The organism is Ochrobactrum teleogrylli, assembly GCF_037482325.1.
GTDB lineage: Bacteria > Pseudomonadota > Alphaproteobacteria > Rhizobiales > Rhizobiaceae > Brucella > Brucella teleogrylli.
This window is the reverse complement of the sequence record NZ_JBBHKQ010000003.1, coordinates 172,491-189,515: the sequence shown is the minus strand read 5'-3', so window position 1 is coordinate 189,515 and position 17,025 is coordinate 172,491. Positions and strand designations below refer to the sequence as shown.

Below are 17,025 nucleotides of genomic sequence, written 5' to 3'. Positions count from 1 at the left end.
TTATCTTCTCTTCCCTATCCGGTCTCACTCTGAACAGACGTGGGATATTGACCGATCTCATCAAGCCTCGGTCACGACAGAGCTAGTATAGAGGAAATTTCTGTTCAAGACCTCAGTGAAGCTTGAACTCGCCTTCGACGCGGCGCCATTCATTCGGTCCGATCAAGCACTGATGCGTATAGCGGACAGAATGGAGCGGGCCTTCAAGCCTGGACTGCCAGAAATCCAGGAACCTGTGCATCTCAGGAAAATCGGGTGCCAGATCGTAGTCCTGCCAGACATAGGTCTGCAGCACGGATTCGAAATCAGGAATGCGATAGAGGATGTGCGCGGTGGTGAGGCCGTAGCCATTGAGCTGACGTTCCAGATCCGATGAGAATTGCATGCTTCATCTCCGTTTCATGACACTGTGAAGTGTGTCGCAAAATTTCACGACCATCAACGGATTTTTAAACGCAATCGCGCCGTTTATTGTTCCTTTCCAGTATGTTAGTAGCATCAGAAGACGAGTGCCAATTTTTTCGTTTCTCCCTCTTGAAATCGAAAAATCTCAAAACCAGATCATTTTGCGCAAGATGCTCGACTTGAGGTTTTGCACCCGCCCGGACCGATCATTCGGTCCGGCCAGAGGGAACAACGTCATCATTTTTGCTCAACGGAGGAAAACATGTCGTTCCGACCGCTTCATGATCGCATTCTCGTCCGCCGGGTCGAATCCGAAGAAAAGACCAAGGGCGGCATCATCATTCCCGACACCGCCAAGGAAAAGCCGCAGGAAGGCGAAGTCATCGCCGTAGGTCCCGGCGCGCGCAACGATGCCGGCCAGATCCAGGCGCTCGACGTCAAGGCCGGCGACCGCATCCTGTTCGGCAAATGGTCCGGCACCGAGATCAAGATCAACGGCGAAGACCTGCTGATCATGAAGGAAAGCGATGTCATGGGCATCATCGAAACCCAGGCAGAGCAGAAAAAAGCTGCCTGAGGCGATAACCCGTCAATCCAACCCATCAGTCAAATAGCTGCCTATTGAGGAGTTAGAGAAAATGGCTGCGAAAGAAGTCAAGTTCCACACCGATGCCCGTGAACGCATGCTGCGGGGAGTCGACGTACTGGCCAATGCCGTGAAGGTCACGCTCGGTCCAAAGGGCCGCAATGTCGTGATCGACAAGTCCTTCGGTGCCCCTCGTATAACCAAGGACGGCGTTTCCGTCGCCAAGGAAATTGAACTGGAAGACAAGTTCGAGAACATGGGCGCCCAGATGCTGCGCGAAGTGGCATCGAAGACGAACGATCTCGCCGGCGACGGCACGACAACCGCGACCGTGCTTGCCCAGGCCATCGTTAAGGAAGGCGCCAAAGCCGTCGCCTCCGGCATGAATCCGATGGACCTGAAGCGTGGCATCGATCTCGCCGTCGATGCGGTTGTCAAGGAGTTGAAGACCAACGCCCGCAAGATCACCAGCAATTCCGAAATTGCTCAAGTTGGTACCATCTCCGCCAACGGGGATACGGAGATCGGTCGTTATCTTGCCGAGGCGATGGAGAAAGTCGGCAACGAAGGTGTGATAACGGTCGAAGAAGCCAAGACCGCTGAAACCGAACTCGAAGTCGTCGAAGGCATGCAGTTCGATCGCGGCTATCTCAGCCCCTACTTCGTCACCAACCAAGACAAGATGCGGGTGGAACTGGAAGATCCCTATATCCTGATCCATGAGAAGAAGTTGTCGAACCTGCAGGCGATGCTGCCGGTTCTCGAAGCCGTGGTCCAGTCCGGCAAACCGCTCGTCATCATCGCTGAAGACGTCGAAGGGGAAGCTCTTGCAACGCTCGTCGTCAACAAGCTGCGTGGCGGCCTCAAGATCGCCGCCGTCAAGGCTCCTGGCTTCGGCGACCGCCGCAAGGCCATGCTGGAAGACATCGCCATCCTGACGGGAGGAACCGTGATCTCGGAAGACCTCGGCATCAAGTTGGAAAACGTCACCCTCAACATGCTCGGCCGGGCGAAGAGAGTGGCGATCGAGAAGGAGAACACCACCATTATCGATGGCGTCGGTTCCAAGGCGGAAATCGATGGCCGCGTTGCCCAGATTCGGGCTCAGATCGAGGAGACAACCTCCGACTACGACCGCGAAAAGCTACAGGAACGTCTTGCCAAGCTTGCCGGGGGCGTTGCCGTCATCCGCGTCGGTGGCTCGACGGAAGTCGAAGTGAAGGAGAAAAAGGACCGCGTCGACGATGCGCTGCATGCGACCCGCGCCGCGGTAGAGGAAGGCATTCTCCCGGGTGGCGGTGTCGCTCTCCTGCGTGCCGTTAAGGCGCTCGAGGGCCTTCCGATCGCGAACGACGATCAGCGTGTCGGCGTCGAGATCGTGCGACGGGCGATTGAAGCACCTGTTCGCCAGATCGCCGAAAATGCCGGTGCCGAAGGTTCGATCATTGTCGGCAAACTGCGTGAAAAAACCGACTTCTCCTATGGCTGGAACGCCCAGACCGGCGAATATGGTGATCTTTATGCTCAGGGTGTCATCGATCCGGTCAAGGTTGTGCGCACTGCGCTGCAGGACGCAGCCTCGGTTGCCGGTCTTCTGGTGACAACGGAAGCGATGATCGCGGAGAAGCCCAAAAAGGAAGCCACTCCAGCCCTGCCGGCTAGCGCCGGCATGGATTTCTAAGCGATTGTCTTTGGCTCGCCCCCCGCTGGGGGCGAGCCTCCAATGAGGAGATAAACATGGTTCAGACTACAATCAAGCGCTCACCCCAACCACTCTATTCCAGAGACCTTGTTGTCTGTCAGAGGGTTTTCGATGACATTCGATCGAGAGCTGGAGTTACCAAGGAGACTGAGGAAGCGGAGCGGATGGCGGCCATCACTGTGGAATTATACAGGCAAGGTGTTCGCGAACCGAGCCATCTAAAAACAATGGTCGAGGCCGCGCGAGGCGTGTTCGATCACCGGGCGCACTAACGACCTGCGCCACATGCAACCGAAACCATCCACCTGGCATCAAAGGGGGTCAAGCTATGAGAAAGGAAAGATTGGAAAATTCGATTCCGGAGAAACCAGCAGCAATTAGCGCCGAGCATCTGCATCATCCGGCCCAACATTTCGGTCATCCCCGAGACGTTCTTGCAGCCGACGATATCGACATAGACGAGAAACGCGCCATTCTTGCGTCGTGGGCATCCGACATCTTTGCCATCGATTCCAGTCCGGCCCTTCGCCTTTATCCTGGAACCGATAAGGCCGTCTCATATGACGAGATCATCGAAGCGCTGAAGACGCTGGACCTGTCTGATCGGCAAGGGAGAGTCGCTCACGTATCGAAGAATGCACGGCAAAATCCGCAGCTAATCCGTCGAATGCCTAGGCCGTGCGCTCATAAATAGGCTAGCTATTTGAACGGATTAGTTATTTAGAGGCCTCGGATTTGGAGGTCTTTGATGTCACGTCGCCGCTATGGACTCACAGAACGAGAATGGTCAATTATTGCACCGCTGTTGCCGAGCAAACCACGTGGCGTGCCCCGGGTTGACGACCGCATGGTGCTCAATGGCATTCTGTGGCGCTTCCGCACCGGGTCATCATGGTCAGAAATCACCGAACGCTATGGTATTGCAACGACCTGCTACAACCGGTTCGTTCGCTGGCGTCGTGCCGGTGTCTGGGATCGGTTGCTTGAGGCTGTCTCTGAGGCCTATGATGGCGACATCGTGATGATCGACAGCACCTGTGTTCGTGTTCACCAGCACGGAGCCACAGGAAAAAAAGGGATGCCGACGATGGTGGCATGGGGCGTTCCCGTGGCGGCCTCACAAGCAAAATCCACGCGATTGTTGATGCGGAAGGCCACCCGATCAATCTTTGCCTGACGGGCGGTCAGGCTGCTGACTGCTCCCAGGCCGAGGGCCTCATTGAACGCATCAAAGCAGGCGGCACCCTGCTTGCGGACAAGGCCTATGATACCGATGCGATCCGGAAGACAACAGCAGAACGAAAAATCTGGGCCAATATTCCTCCCAAATCCAACCGTAAGGACGTCTTCGCGTTCTCGCCATGGGTATATCGCCAGAGAAACTTGGTCGAGCGCTTCTTTAATCGCATCAAACACTATCGCGGTATCGCCACGCGTTACGACAAGAACCCGGACAATTTCCTCGCTGTTGTCAAACTGATCGCTGTCCGCATCTGGTGCATCAGTTTATGAGTCTACGCTCTAATTTAACGGGAGCACGTCAAGGAAGCGCTCACCCTTCAGTTCAGGCCAGTAGATGATGGATTTTTCCGCAAGCCGATGGTTCTCCGGCAGCGCCGCAACGAGTTGCTCCGATCCGAGTGCAAGAGTATTCAGCAAAGTAACCCTGCCCGGTTCTCCAAGGATGATCGCCACATCTATAGCACTCGCCAATACTCCTGCTCTAAGTTCGATATAGGGCATCTCCACCAGCTCGACGCCGATGGGAAGGATGACTTTGGCGAAATTCACGAAGGTCGTGCGCAAACGACCGGTGGAAAGTGACTTGTAAAAGCCCACGACAATTCGGCCAAGTTTCCCGGCTTTGCTCGCTTTAGCCCGTTCCTTGAGGCGTTGAACGTCCTCGACAATACGCCTCGCGCCAATAATGAATTCCTCGCCGTTCGGGGTGAGACGTGCTCCGGTCGAAGCACGGTCAAACAGAGGGATACCAAGTTCGTCCTCGACTTCCTTGATTCGTTTGCTGACGATCGGTTGCCTGACATTGAGTTCATTCGCGGCGGCGCTGAAACTGCCGTTCCTGGCGCTCACCACGATGTAATGAAGATGGCGTAGTTTCGCCATCTGGCGTCAACACCAGGAAAGCCAGATCTTCCGAATACAACTCTTCCATTTCGTCCATGCGATAATGGCTGCCCACTTCTGCCAGTTTCTCAACAAAAGCAGCAATTTCAGAATTATTCTGTGTCATAACGCCAGATCCTTCAAACAAGCGACATTCCGCCATCGACGTGGAGATCAACGCCATTGATGAAGCTGCTCGCCTGTGAAGCCAGGAACAGAGCGGCTCGTGCCAGTTCATCAGTTGTTCCCAGTCTGCCTGCGGGAATGGTTTCGGCCATCAATTTGAGAAACGGTTCGCGTTCGACATCTGAGATTCCTAGTTTGCCCAGGATTTCAGTATCTGTGGGTCCTGGGCTGATAACATTTGCCCTGATACGCCTGTGCTTGAATTCGAGAGCCCAGTTCTTCACAAATGCCATCGCAGCCGCCTTCGAACCGGCATAGACTGTATGATCAGGAAGAACCTTGGTTGCCGCCAGAGAACTGGTGACAATAATAGTGCCATCGTCATTTATGAGTGGCGATAGTGTCTGGACACCGAAGAAAACACCTTTTGTATTGATGTTGAAATGTCGATCATAAATATCTTCAGTTACTGCCTCAGACGCTTTAAGGTCAATGACACCGGCATTTGCAAAATAGATATCGATGGCGCCGAAGCGATCGGAGATCTCATCTGCCACCCGTTTTGCGGATAGCGTCCGCGGGCAACAAGGTCAGCGACCGTAATTCCATTCGGAGCAATAGAGCTTTGCGGCAGCAGACCCAATGTGCGCGCTACTTCACGGGCGGGAATGCGCTCGATCTGCTTGCCGTCCAGTACAACCGAGCCTTTACTCGGCCTGATAATTCTGGCAAGTGTGCGCAACAAAGTCGACTTGCCGCAGGCATTGGGTCCGACGATGACTGTGAATTTTCCATCGGGAACGCGAAAAGACAAATCCTCAATGATCGGCCTGTCACCATAGGAAACATCGATATCAAGCGCTTCGAGCCTATCGGATGAGAAATCTGTTGTGGGGGCTTCAGACATTGACGCCACGTTATCCGGTTTATCTCGCTAGTTGACAGGATGCGTTTTGAGCTTGTGAGCGAGTTTGATCGTTATAGCAATACCTGTAGCTGATTCAAATAACTGGATGCTCGCGTATTTTTGCCCGGGCACTTCATTGAACCAAACAATTACGAACCACTGCAAGCCAATAACTAACACCGAATGGGATAGCCTCGTCGCTGAAATCATATTCTGAACTATGGAGCGATGCGCTGTCTCCATTTCCAATAAACATGAACGCCCCCGGAACTTCCCGCAATATGAAGCCAAAGTCTTCAGCGGCCATTGTTGGTTCGAGATCGTCTGTCACATGTGTTTTTGCCGACGCCATCTCAGCAGCTTTGATGGCGATTGCGGTTTCGATGGGATGATTGATCGTCGGGGGATAAGGAATACAGCCTTCTGGACGCAACGCCTCAATCTGCAGATCGAAACCATTGGCGACTTGAAGACAAATGCTGTTGATTTCACGATGAATGGTTTCAGCCACAGCATCAGAAAACGTTCGGATATTGCAGCGCATCTGAACAGTGTCAGGAATAATGTTCCACGCCTCGCCGCCATTTATGGAAGTGATCGAAATAACCGCAGGTGTAAGAGGATCGAGCTTTCGGGAAACAATGGTCTGCAATAAAGTTATCAGGTAAGCGGCCGCTGTAATCGGATCCCGCCCACGGTGGGGTTGCGCTGCATGGGCGGCTTTGCCTTCAATTGTTATGAAAAGCGCGTCGGCCCCCGCCATCATGGCGCGCGGCGTGATACCGAACGACCCTATCGGCATTCCGGGCCAGTTATGCAAACCGAATGCTGATTTAACCGGATACCGTTCCAACAATCCTGCATCGATCATGGCTTTCGCGCCAGCCCCACCCTCCTCGGCTGGCTGAAAACAGAATATAATTGTTCCGTCAAAATCACGTGTTTCCGCGAGCAATTTTGCAGCTCCCAGAAGCATGACAGTATGGCCATCGTGCCCACAGGCGTGCATTTTTCCAGTCGCTTGAGAACGGTGCTCTACATTCGTCTTTTCCAGAAGAGGAAGGGCGTCCATATCCGCGCGAAGCAAAATAGACTTATCTTTACAGGTTGCCGGGCCCTTGTGACCGTGCAAAACACCGACAACTCCGCTCGGTGCGAGATCCCTCTCGATCCCGTCAAAGCCAAAGCGATGTAACTTTTCCTCTACGAACCCAGCCGTTAAAGGAAGATCGTACATGAGTTCTGGATTGCGGTGCAGATGATGGCGCCATTGGGTCAACTCCTCCACCAAATCAGGATGATCCGCTATCACATTTATAGACATGAATAGATACTCCCGGTATCAACCGCCATATTGCTGTACCTGCGTATGTCTGGAGTTCCGTCCAGATCGCGAAACCCCACCGACACCGCTCCGCTATGCGGCGTTTCATTCAGCAATCTATAACGACATCGCCAAGCGGTGTTGCTTGGCAGAGCATGACGCGTCCACGCGCGAGGATCGGTTCCTCGCCTATAAGATAATCAACTTTGCCTTCAACGATACGCTGCACACAGGATTGGCATTCTCCAGTGCGACATGAGAACGGCACATCTATTTCATGGGCCAGAGCGAGATCGAGCAGAGTTCCGCTTTCCGGTTTCCACGTGAGCTTCTGGCCCGAAAGGGCAAATGTCACTGAACAAGGAGCGCGTGTGGCGACAGTTTGCGACGCTAAAAGTGTGGGGCCACCGCTTTTTTGCTCAAACGCTTCTTTCTTGATGCTGGCAGGTAATGCGCCTAAAGCATTCAAACCTTCACTTATTTCAGACATGAAAGTATCAGGACCGCAAATATAAAAATCGGCTTTTGCGACAGGCGTCAATTGCCCAATGATACTGGCATTGAGCCGACCGTTGTGATGACAAACGTCGCCTATTTCCGGCCTTGAATACGCTGTGAACAGACGAAGTGATGGATTAGCGTCTGCCAGACGCTCTATATCCTCTTTGAAGGAATGGTGTTTCCCGCTCCGCGCCGCATGCACAAACCATATCTCGCGACCCGACTGCTCTCTTGCAAGTTTTTCGGCCATTGGCAAAAGCGGTGTTATCCCAACCCCTGCACTAATCAAGATAACCGGACGCGAAGGCTCGCTCTCCAAAACGAAATGTCCCGCCGGCGGCCCAAGCAACAATTCGTCGCCAATGTCTATCTCGTCGTGAAGCATATCCGAGACACCGTTATTTCCGATCCGACGCACCGTAATGCGTAGCGAGTGAGTTTCCGGTATGCCCGAAATCGAATAGCAACGCTGGCGAGCTATCCTGTGATCACCGTCCCTGGGCAGCGAGACGGTTACATACTGTCCTGGCGCCACGTGGCCGATTGGAGCGCTATCGACTGGTTTCAAGACGAAGGACACCACATCAGCGCTTTCACGCTTGCGTTCGGCACACCAGAACTTTCGCTTACCGGTCCATGCGGTGGGACGGGCATCCGACCATATCCGCGATCTGGTAAAGGCAGCGGAACAATGAAAATAGATTTCCTCGGCAGATATGCTCAGCGCTCGTTGCTCATCGATATCATTGTTTGTTTCGCGATAAGCGCCATTCAGCCTTATATTCTCGCATCGACCCGGCTCCGCGGCCAGAACGGCATACTTGCCTGAATGGGGTATTGCTTTTCCTTGTGTACCATGACGGCCACTCATATCGAGCAGGAAAGATTGTCGATTGGTGGTGTAGTCGGCATGCAGAGGCTTACCACCGACCAGTTCGATCACGATCTCACCGCTTTCGGTCTCATAAGCAAAGACGATGAAGGCCGCCTGATCGATAAAGGACATAAAGCCGGGGCCTGCTATATTATAGGCCTTAGTCTGCACAATTGGGCTCGGTGTCCCGTAAAACTCCCGTAACCCGGCTTGAGCAAGACGGTGCTCGGATTCGGTGTCTCGAATTATTGGTCCGTTCCCGTTCTCCATCTGCCATTTGCTGTCACGTGCATAAATTTCCAACACATCGAGCGGCGGCTTCCGTTCGGTTGGGTCGATCCAGAATCCACTCTTGCGAAATGCGTCGCTTTGAATGAACTCCATTCTGGACGGCTTCAGCACCATGATGCTCAATGGGCGATTGTCGTCAGCAGGAAACGCTGCAATATCGTCCTCACTTTGCGAAAAAGTTGCGTGGGCGATGACGTGCAGGTAAACATCCGTTTGCTTATTGAGCAGCACAAGCGCCACATTGGGATTGCTCAGTATGTTGCCGATTGTATCAAGTCGTTTATTCCCGACATAATCGGGAAGCAGAAGGCTTCCATCCGCACGTATCCTGACAACACAAGGCTGGCCGCCACGGGGAGAGACGTCCATGGCCCCCTCAGCGCTGCGGGAAGCGATGAAAAGCAAAGTGGCTTTCTCGATATAGGAGCGCTCAGTGTCGTTCATATTTGTGTTCTCCTTTTTTCGGCTTCGATCAGCCCGTCACCGACCGCGAATAGCCAGCGCTCGTGTCAATCAGGCTACAGAGCTGCTTCGCCCACACTGCGACGGTCGAAGAAATCTCGTCCGGGAACCGCATCCAGCAGACGCCGTGTATAATCGGCGCGCGGTCTTTCGAAGAGATCCAATGCGTTAGCCTCTTCGACTACACTCCCTTTTTGCATGACCACGATGCGGTCAGCGATTTCCCTAGCGACCCTCAGATCATGCGTAATAAAAAGCATCGTCAGCCCCATTTCCGCCTTCAGCTCGGACAAAAGCTTGAGGACTTGAGCCTGAACGGAAACGTCGAGCGCGGAGACCGCCTCGTCTGCAATCAAACAGACAGGATCAAGCGCCAGCGCGCGTGCAATACAGATTCTCTGCCGTTGCCCACCGGAGAACTCATGAGGATACCGATCCAACGCATGCGCTCCCAATCCCACTTTTTCCAACCAATGCGTCGCGACAGACAGCGCCTTTGCACGAGGGGCACCGAACGCCATCGGGCCGCGTATAATGCTTTCGCCGACCTTCAATCTGGGGTCCAGTGACGCATACGGATCCTGAAACACGATCTGTACCTTGCGCCTGAACTGGCGCAGATCTTCTCCACGCATTCTCTGCACGGGTGCGCCGTCGAAAATAATCGAGCCATCATCCGGCTCGATCAAACGCAAGACCATTCGTGCGAGCGTGGACTTGCCTGAACCGCTTTCACCCACGACCGCCAGCGTATCGCCTTTGTTCAAAACCAAATTGAGATTATCTGCAGCGACAACGCGTCGAGGTGGTGCAAACATATCCTGTTTGGTCACGAATACCTTTTGCAGGCCATTGACCTGCAATAGCGGCTGGCTTTTGCCCTCTACTGAACGCACCGATCCACGCCCTGGAACAGCGTCCAGCAAATCTCTTGTATATGAGTCATTGGGCGCATTCAGAATCGTGGCTGCCGGTCCCTGCTCAACGACTTTGCCATGACGAAGCACGACAACACGATTGGCTATATCGGCGACTACACCAATGTCGTGCGTTATAAACAACACTCCCATGTCGCGCTTTTTTTGCAGGTCGACGATCAAATCCAGTATCTGTCGCTGCGTCGTCACATCCAATGCGGTTGTCGGTTCATCCGCGATAAGCAGCTTCGGGTCATTGGCAAGCGCCATAGCAATCATCACGCGTTGACGCTGCCCGCCGGATAACTGGAATGGGTAAGCGGATAGAAGCTGTTGGGGATCGGGCAAGCCAACCTGCCCAAACAGCTCCACAACCCGCGTACGGGCTTTATTTGAGGGCATCGACGTATGAACACAAACAGCTTCCGCGACTTGCGCCCCAACGCGCTGTAGAGGATTAAGTGCGGTCAGCGGTTCCTGAAACACCATAGCGATCCGGTTGCCCCGCAAGGTCCGCATTTCCTTTGGCCCAAGGTCAAGTAAATTGCGGCCCTCAAACCCGATCTCACCCTGCAGAGCCTTTACCTTGGTCGGAAGCAGGCCCAAGATCGCGTGGGCGGTCATCGATTTACCGGAACCGCTCTCACCGACAAGACATACGATTTCGTTTTTGTTGAGGTTGAAACTAACGCCGTCGACAGCATGGCTGCGATCGGCGCCCGTAGGCAGGCCGAGCACAAGGTTATGAATGGATAGCAACGGTTCGCTCATGCTCTGGATATCCTCGGATTGAGTGTATCGTTCAGCGCTTCCCCGACGAGATTGATTGCAACCACGGTTAAAAGGATTGCAACACCGGGAAAGACGCTCATCCACCACGCCTGCCGAATGACAGTTCGACCGGCGCCAATCATATAGCCCCAGCTCATCAGATTGGGATCGCCTAACCCCATGAAGGATAATGCAGCCTCGATCAGGATCGCCGCCGCCACCGTTAGCGACGCGGCGACTATGATAGGCGAAACGGCATTTGGAAGAATATGCCGGACAACGACAGACAGCATGGACTGTCCCTGGCACCGGGCGGCTTGAACGAATTCACGTTGTGAGATCGTTTTTACCTGCGCTCTCGTCAGTCGTGCCAAAGGTGGCCAGCTCACCAAGCCAATCGCAAAGATGATTGTGGAGATCGAAGGAGTTAGAATAGCGACAAACAAGATTGCAAGCACGAAGCTCGGTATGGTCTGAAATATCTCTGTGAGCCGTACAATAGCGGTATCGAGCATACCGCCAGCATAGCCGGCGACACAACCGAGTATCACTCCAATACCAAGTGCGGTTAGAGTGGAGGCCAATCCTATCAGAATGGAAACGCGTGCCCCATGTACGATGCCTGCCGCTACATCCCGCCCCAACGTGTCGGAGCCGAGGAGCATGCCGTTCTCTCCGGGCGCGCTGAAAGGCACACCAGCCATATCCCATGGCGAAGCCGGATAAAACCACGGCCCGACAACGGCGACCAGGCAGATAAAGCCTAGAAGTATGAGGCCAACGAGGCCTGCTGGCCTGCTCATGAATGTTCGTATGAAATCCCTCATAGCTTTTCTCCTATCGGCCTTTCACACGAGGATCGATAATCCGATGCAGAAAATCGGTCAGTAGATTGGTGGCGATAACCAGCATCGACATGATAAGAAACAAGCCCAGCAAAACGGGATAATCGCGCGCGGTCACCGCATCGTAGGTCAATCGTCCAAGACCTGGCCAAGAGAATACCGTTTCCACAACCACGGACCCACCGATCAGCGCGCCCGCTTGCAATCCCGCGAAAGTCACGACGGGAACGGCGGCGTTGCGCAACATATGGCCAGACAGGACTTGCGCCTCATTCAGACCTTTAGCACGCGCGGTTCGCACATGATCTTCGTGCGAAACTTCGATCAACGAGGAGCGCATCAGTCGGATGTAGACGGCCATATAGATTGCGGCCAAGGTAACCACGGGAAGAATGGCGTGGCGCGCCACGTCAAACATATATTGACCCATGGTGAAACTCGAAGCGCGAATATCCGCATAGCCAAATGCCGGTAGCCATTCGAGTTGAATCGAAAAGACCAGTACCAGCATCAGTCCGAGCCAAAAGACCGGCGTCGCATAAAGTAGCAATGAAACCAGCAAGATCGCAAGATCACCCCACGAACCATTCCGCTTTCCGGCGATTGCACCGAACAAGACGCCGCCAATCAACGAAAGGAAGAAAGCGGAAAGTGTAAGCAGCAAGGTTGGTCCCAACCGCTCGGCAATCAACTGACTGACGGCTGCCCGCTGCCGATAGGAGTAACCCAGATCGAATTGCAGAACCTTACCGACATACGTAACAAGCTGGTTAAAAAACGGCTGATCGAGTCCATAATCAGCACGGATTTGCGCGATGAATTTAGCGTCCGCAGCGCCGGATTGACCGGCGATCACCGATGCCGGATCTCCCGGCGCTGAATGAATGACGGCGAAGTTTATTATCGCGATAACGAGGATCGTAAACACGATCCCCGCCAGTTTCGCCAATAATCGGGAAAGAACGAACATTAGCTTGTCTTTAGAGTTTCTGTTGGCTTTTGGTGCGTGGAACCAAGCAATTGGTCGAGAACACCGAGAAATATTCCCGCTCCCTGCGGAATCAATTCATCTGGAAAATCATAATCCGGATTGTGGACCATGGGGTGATCCATTCCCGAGCCTATAAACAACAACGCCGATTTTGAACAAGAGCCGAACAATCCGAAGTCTTCCGCGCCCCTGATAGGCAGGTAATCCGTCACCCGGGACAGTGCCATGCGCTCGACCGCATTGTCGAAAATCGCCGCGGCGTCATTATCATTCACACAGGCTCGAAAGAAATTATGTGTCGAATAATCCAGCGTTAGTCGCTCCTCGGCGGCAATCTTGCGCGCCATGTCGAGCGTTTCTTCCAGAAGCCCCATGATGGCGTCGCTTTCAGGCGTGCGAAGGGTCATGCGTATCTCCGCATTGCCCGGCGTGATGCCGAAAACGCGTTTACCCATTTCTACGCCAGTCACCGTCAGGCGCCGGAAGCCCGGTTCGACAATCTCCCCGGCTTGAAGTCGTTGAAGGGCCGCGATGATACGCGATACCGCCATTGCTGGCGAAATGCCCGCTTCGGGCACGGAGGCATGAGAAACCTTACCCGTCAGCTTGATACATAGCCCCATCGACGCACAGGTGATCTGCCCCGGCGCTACCGCGATATGCCCCAGTGGCAAACCCGGCATGTTATGGATAGCGAAAGCATAATCCGGCTTGATTGACGCAAACTTGGGATCGGCAATGACCGCCTCCGCACCATGTGCGGTTTCCTCTGCCGGCTGGAAAAGCAAAATGGCCCGACCCTGTAATGGCCTCTTCCGGTGCAACTGACGGGCAACGGCTGCCATCATTGTCATATGGCCATCGTGCCCGCACATATGCGCCTTTCCATCGTTGCGGGATTTGTAGGGAAGATCGGAGATCTCCTGGATCTGCAATGCGTCAAGCTCACAACGCAGTAACACCGCTGGCCCGCTTTGCTCACCCTCATAAACCAACGCCACACCGTGACCGCCCAATTCAGTTATCACCTGATCCGGTTGGGTGTCGGACAGAAAAGATACCACTTCTCGCGCTGTTTCGACTTCCTCACCCGAAACCTCCGGAAACTGATGCAGCTTATGGCGCCAGTCACGCAAAACAGCGATCTCTTTATCGTCAATAGGGGATAGCATTGACAACAGCCTTTCTTCTGGTCGCCGCTTGCGACCACCTTCAATCTGGAATGATGTCGAGAACAACACTGGCGGTAGTTCCGCTCAGGCTCTCAACGGGCGACTGTAACGGTTAGCTCGAGGCGAAACTGACCGTACCGAAATTGGAATTGACGCCAGTGGCTGAGGCCGCCACTTCCTTCAACCGATTATCATAAATTGTCGGGTATCTTTGTTCCGCCAGCCACAGGACGGGCATTTCTTCTACAAGAAGTTGTTGAACCTCGGTGTAATAGGCTTGGCGTTTTTCGGAATCCAGTTCACCTGCCGCAGCCTCGAACAATTCATCAACCTTGGGGTTGGAGTACCCCGAAGTATTGGAGAACATGACGCCTTTGCGGATATTTGACGAGATATAGGTGCGGGCTACTCCCAGGGCGGGATCGCCGTTTTGATAAAGCTGGTTGCCGCTGATATCGAAATCACCATTGCTGACGCTCTCAACCCAACCCGCCAGATCGTTGCTCTGCAACTCGACCTTGATACCTGCCTTGGCGAAAGACTGTCGCACATATTCCGCGATGCGGGTCCACGTCTCACCAGCAGGCACCATCGTGAACTTGAGTGAAGCTCTCACGCCGTCCGAACCTGCCTTCAGACCCATTTTATCCAGCAGTTGCGTCGCCTTCTCGACCGATGGTTCATAAGTCGGCACATCGGCGCTATAAAACCGCATCGAAGATGCAATTGGTCCCGTGGCCGCTTTCGCAAGCCCAAACAGGATGCGGTCGCGCACGAACTCTCGGTCGATCAGATGCATCAGCGCTTGCCTGAAACGCTTGTCGTTCATGGGTGGGCGGCGACAATTCAGTTCGATCCACAACATCGGCGAGAAATACTCGTAGCCCTCAGTTGTCATCTCAAGATGCGGCAGCGCGGCCAGACGCGCCACATCGAAGGGTTCAATGTCCTGCCACTGCGCCAACTGAGCATCACCCTGCTCCAATGAGACGCCACGCGACGCGGCATCAGGGATCACACGGTAATAGATTTCGCGCAGTTTCGGTTCGCCTTGACGATAATAGTCGTCCACCGCAGTCAAATGGATGTGTGAACCCCGCACCCATTCCGAGAAACGGAAAGGGCCGGTGCCGATAGGTGGCTGTTCCGCGCCTACCTTGCGATAATCCGTTCCCTCAAGCTGATGGCGCGGCAGCATCGGCGCCGAAGCTGTCTCAAATGCCATCAGAAACGCAGGAAAAGCCCTCTTGAGTGTGAAAATCACCGTGTAGTCGTCGGGTGCCTCAATGCTTGCGCAGCGGCTGAAAACATCGCGCGCGCGTGGATGAACCTCCGGCAGAAACGTCTTGCAGGAGAAGACAACGTCTGCGGATGTGAACGGCTGACCGTCGTGCCATTTCGCATTTTTTACGAGATGAAAGGTGTAGGTCAAGCCATCCGGCGAAACATCCCATGAATCTGCCAGCAAAGGCTGTGGTGTCAAATCCCTCGAATAAGAAAGCAGGCCCTCATAGAGTTTTCCTGCGACCACGCCGGTGGGGGTCTGCTGGTTCAATCCAAGGTTCAAAATAGGCGGCTCGGGATAAACAATGGAAGTAAGCGTTTCGCCGTTCGCCTGGGCATAGGCCGTGCCACCCGTGGCTGCACATGCGATCGTTGCAGCCAAAAACAGATTAAACTCTCGCCGGTTCATGTTCCCTGTCATATTATTTCTCCTATTGAACGGCTATTGAGATGTTGCGCCAAATCAGATGTCGGACGTGTTCCGCGCAACAGATCTTATTTCGTCACCAACGGGCATTGCGAGTTGGCCAAGGGCTGGAATGCCTTGTCAGCGGAAACTGTAGCCAGCAATTTGTAGTAGTCCCAAGGCTCTTTGGATTCGTCCGGCTTTTTGACCTCAAACAGATACATATCGTGCATCATGCGACCGTCCGCACGGATGGAACCATTGTGGTAGAAAACATCGTTGATCGGCAGTTCCCTCATCTTGGCAACCACCTGTTTGGTATCATCCGTACCTGCTTCCTTGACGGCCTTGAGATAGTGGAGCACGGATGAATAAACACCCGTCTGCAGCATGTTCGGCATGGCCTTTCTTTCGGCGAAGAAACGCTGCGACCATGCACGTGTTTGTTCATTCAGGTTCCAGTAACTGGCCTCGACAATCGTCAAACCTTGCGCTTCTGCGAGACCCATTCCATGAATATCATTGATGAAACCGCCAAGCGTGGCGAGCTTCTGCCCCGATTGGGTAAGACCGAATTGCGCGGCCTGCTTGACCGAGTTGATCGTATCCGCACCGGCATTCGCCAGAGCAACCACGCCGGCACCCGACCCTTGCGCTGTGAGAAGGGCCGACGCAAAGTCGGCTGTCCCGATGGGCAGACGGATACTGCCCACAACCTCACCACCCCTCGCCTTGACGAGATCGCCCGTCTCCTTTTCCAGACCATGACCGAAGGCGTAATCGGCAGTAATAAAATACCAGCTCTTCAGTCCCTGATCGACGAGTGCCTGACCCGTGGTATGCGCAACCGCATAAGTATCGTATGCCCAATGGACAACGTAAGGGCCGCATGCATCATTCGTGATGCGCAACGAGCCGGGCGAACTCAGGACGATTAGTTTTTCCTTCTGCTTTGCGACCTCCAAAGCCGCAAGCGCCGGCGACGATGACGCGACATCGAGAATTGCATCGACCCCGTCTTCATCGAACCACTTTCGCGCGATCGCACCACCGATATCGGCCTTGTTCTGGTGATCTGCAGACACAATCTCGATTGGCTTTCCCAGAACGGTTCCACCGAACTCCTCAACGGCCATTTTCGCAGCGGTGACCGCACCCATGCCGGTAATGTCGGCATAGACTCCGCTCATATCCTCAATGAGCCCGATACGCACGACCTGATCGCTGATCCCATCTTTAGCGAAGACATTGGATGCCGCGAGTATTCCCGTCAGGAAGACCGCACCATTTGCCAGCTTCTTAAGTCTATCAACGCGCATACTGTTCCTCCCATATTA

General features: G+C 54.0%; 17 protein-coding genes and 1 pseudogene. 5 read left to right on the top strand and 13 right to left on the bottom strand.

Going from position 1 to position 17,025, the window contains the following annotated elements:
• Positions 1 to 112: 112 nt before the first annotated feature.
• Entirely contained in the window at positions 113 to 385 is a 273-nt protein-coding gene (locus WIX40_RS23530) for an usg protein (RefSeq protein WP_006469958.1), read from the bottom strand.
• A gap of 282 nt (positions 386 to 667) precedes the next feature.
• Here WIX40_RS23530 and groES point away from each other — a divergent pair, with 282 nt between their 5' ends.
• The 5 genes from groES to WIX40_RS23505 all read left to right on the top strand — a co-directional run bounded on the left by groES (position 668) and on the right by WIX40_RS23505 (position 4,205).
• Positions 668 to 982 (top strand): co-chaperone GroES, encoded by a 315-nt coding sequence (gene groES / locus WIX40_RS23525; RefSeq protein WP_006471526.1) that lies wholly within the window; start codon positions 668 to 670, stop codon positions 980 to 982.
• Positions 983 to 1,043: 61 nt separating this feature from the next.
• Positions 1,044 to 2,672: a chaperonin GroEL gene (groL, locus tag WIX40_RS23520; protein ID WP_006469956.1), complete on the top strand. Its 1,629-nt coding sequence runs from the start codon at positions 1,044 to 1,046 to the stop codon at positions 2,670 to 2,672.
• A 56-nt stretch (positions 2,673 to 2,728) separates the two neighbouring features.
• The gene (locus WIX40_RS23515) at positions 2,729 to 2,965 is read left to right on the top strand and encodes a hypothetical protein (protein WP_122001552.1); all 237 of its coding nucleotides are present in this window, start codon (positions 2,729 to 2,731) and stop codon (positions 2,963 to 2,965) included.
• Between the two features lie 56 nt (positions 2,966 to 3,021).
• A complete protein-coding gene (locus tag WIX40_RS23510; protein WP_262077796.1) occupies positions 3,022 to 3,387 on the top strand; it encodes a hypothetical protein in 366 nt (121 codons plus the stop codon).
• A gap of 54 nt (positions 3,388 to 3,441) precedes the next feature.
• Positions 3,442 to 4,205, top strand: a protein-coding gene (locus tag WIX40_RS23505) for an IS5 family transposase (protein ID WP_339442578.1) whose coding sequence is annotated in 2 segments (ribosomal slippage) — positions 3,442 to 3,769 and positions 3,769 to 4,205 — 765 coding nt in all. Because the reading frame shifts where the segments join, the coding sequence is not laid out codon by codon here.
• Positions 4,206 to 4,214: 9 nt separating this feature from the next.
• Here the strand turns inward: WIX40_RS23505 and WIX40_RS23500 are convergent.
• From WIX40_RS23500 to WIX40_RS23445, 12 genes and pseudogenes are all read right to left on the bottom strand, one after another.
• Complete coding sequence (locus tag WIX40_RS23500; RefSeq protein WP_182506677.1) at positions 4,215 to 4,817, bottom strand: LysR family transcriptional regulator; 603 nt, start codon at positions 4,815 to 4,817, stop codon at positions 4,215 to 4,217.
• A complete protein-coding gene (locus WIX40_RS23495) occupies positions 4,744 to 4,944 on the bottom strand; it encodes a hypothetical protein (protein ID WP_182506678.1) in 201 nt (66 codons plus the stop codon). Before WIX40_RS23495 ends, WIX40_RS23500 begins: the two co-directional genes overlap by 74 nt.
• Positions 4,945 to 4,957: 13 nt before the next feature.
• Positions 4,958 to 5,506, bottom strand: a pseudogene (locus WIX40_RS23490) (SDR family oxidoreductase); the annotation flags it as partial.
• Positions 5,410 to 5,850 (bottom strand): ABC transporter ATP-binding protein, encoded by a 441-nt coding sequence (locus WIX40_RS23485; protein ID WP_371834175.1) that lies wholly within the window; start codon positions 5,848 to 5,850, stop codon positions 5,410 to 5,412. The pseudogene WIX40_RS23490 and the gene WIX40_RS23485, both read right to left, overlap by 97 nt.
• Before the next feature lie 133 nt (positions 5,851 to 5,983).
• The gene (locus tag WIX40_RS23480) at positions 5,984 to 7,174 is read right to left on the bottom strand and encodes an amidohydrolase (RefSeq protein WP_112701124.1); all 1,191 of its coding nucleotides are present in this window, start codon (positions 7,172 to 7,174) and stop codon (positions 5,984 to 5,986) included.
• 109 nt (positions 7,175 to 7,283) lie between these two features.
• Complete coding sequence (locus WIX40_RS23475; protein WP_182506679.1) at positions 7,284 to 9,284, bottom strand: 2Fe-2S iron-sulfur cluster-binding protein; 2,001 nt, start codon at positions 9,282 to 9,284, stop codon at positions 7,284 to 7,286.
• Between the two features lie 74 nt (positions 9,285 to 9,358).
• Positions 9,359 to 10,990 (bottom strand): ABC transporter ATP-binding protein, encoded by a 1,632-nt coding sequence (locus WIX40_RS23470; RefSeq protein WP_112701126.1) that lies wholly within the window; start codon positions 10,988 to 10,990, stop codon positions 9,359 to 9,361.
• Complete coding sequence (locus WIX40_RS23465) at positions 10,987 to 11,817, bottom strand: ABC transporter permease (RefSeq protein WP_112701127.1); 831 nt, start codon at positions 11,815 to 11,817, stop codon at positions 10,987 to 10,989. The genes WIX40_RS23470 and WIX40_RS23465 overlap by 4 nt, the downstream gene beginning before the upstream one ends.
• Positions 11,818 to 11,827: 10 nt before the next feature.
• Positions 11,828 to 12,805: an ABC transporter permease gene (locus WIX40_RS23460; protein ID WP_176056361.1), complete on the bottom strand. Its 978-nt coding sequence runs from the start codon at positions 12,803 to 12,805 to the stop codon at positions 11,828 to 11,830.
• A complete protein-coding gene (locus tag WIX40_RS23455) occupies positions 12,805 to 14,067 on the bottom strand; it encodes an amidohydrolase (protein ID WP_262077807.1) in 1,263 nt (420 codons plus the stop codon). Before WIX40_RS23455 ends, WIX40_RS23460 begins: the two co-directional genes overlap by 1 nt.
• Before the next feature lie 43 nt (positions 14,068 to 14,110).
• Positions 14,111 to 15,691, bottom strand: coding sequence for an ABC transporter substrate-binding protein (locus WIX40_RS23450; RefSeq protein WP_182506693.1), 1,581 nt, complete (start codon positions 15,689 to 15,691; stop codon positions 14,111 to 14,113).
• 86 nt (positions 15,692 to 15,777) lie between these two features.
• A complete protein-coding gene (locus tag WIX40_RS23445) occupies positions 15,778 to 17,007 on the bottom strand; it encodes an ABC transporter substrate-binding protein (RefSeq protein WP_339442566.1) in 1,230 nt (409 codons plus the stop codon).
• Between the last annotated feature and the right edge of the window lie 18 nt (positions 17,008 to 17,025).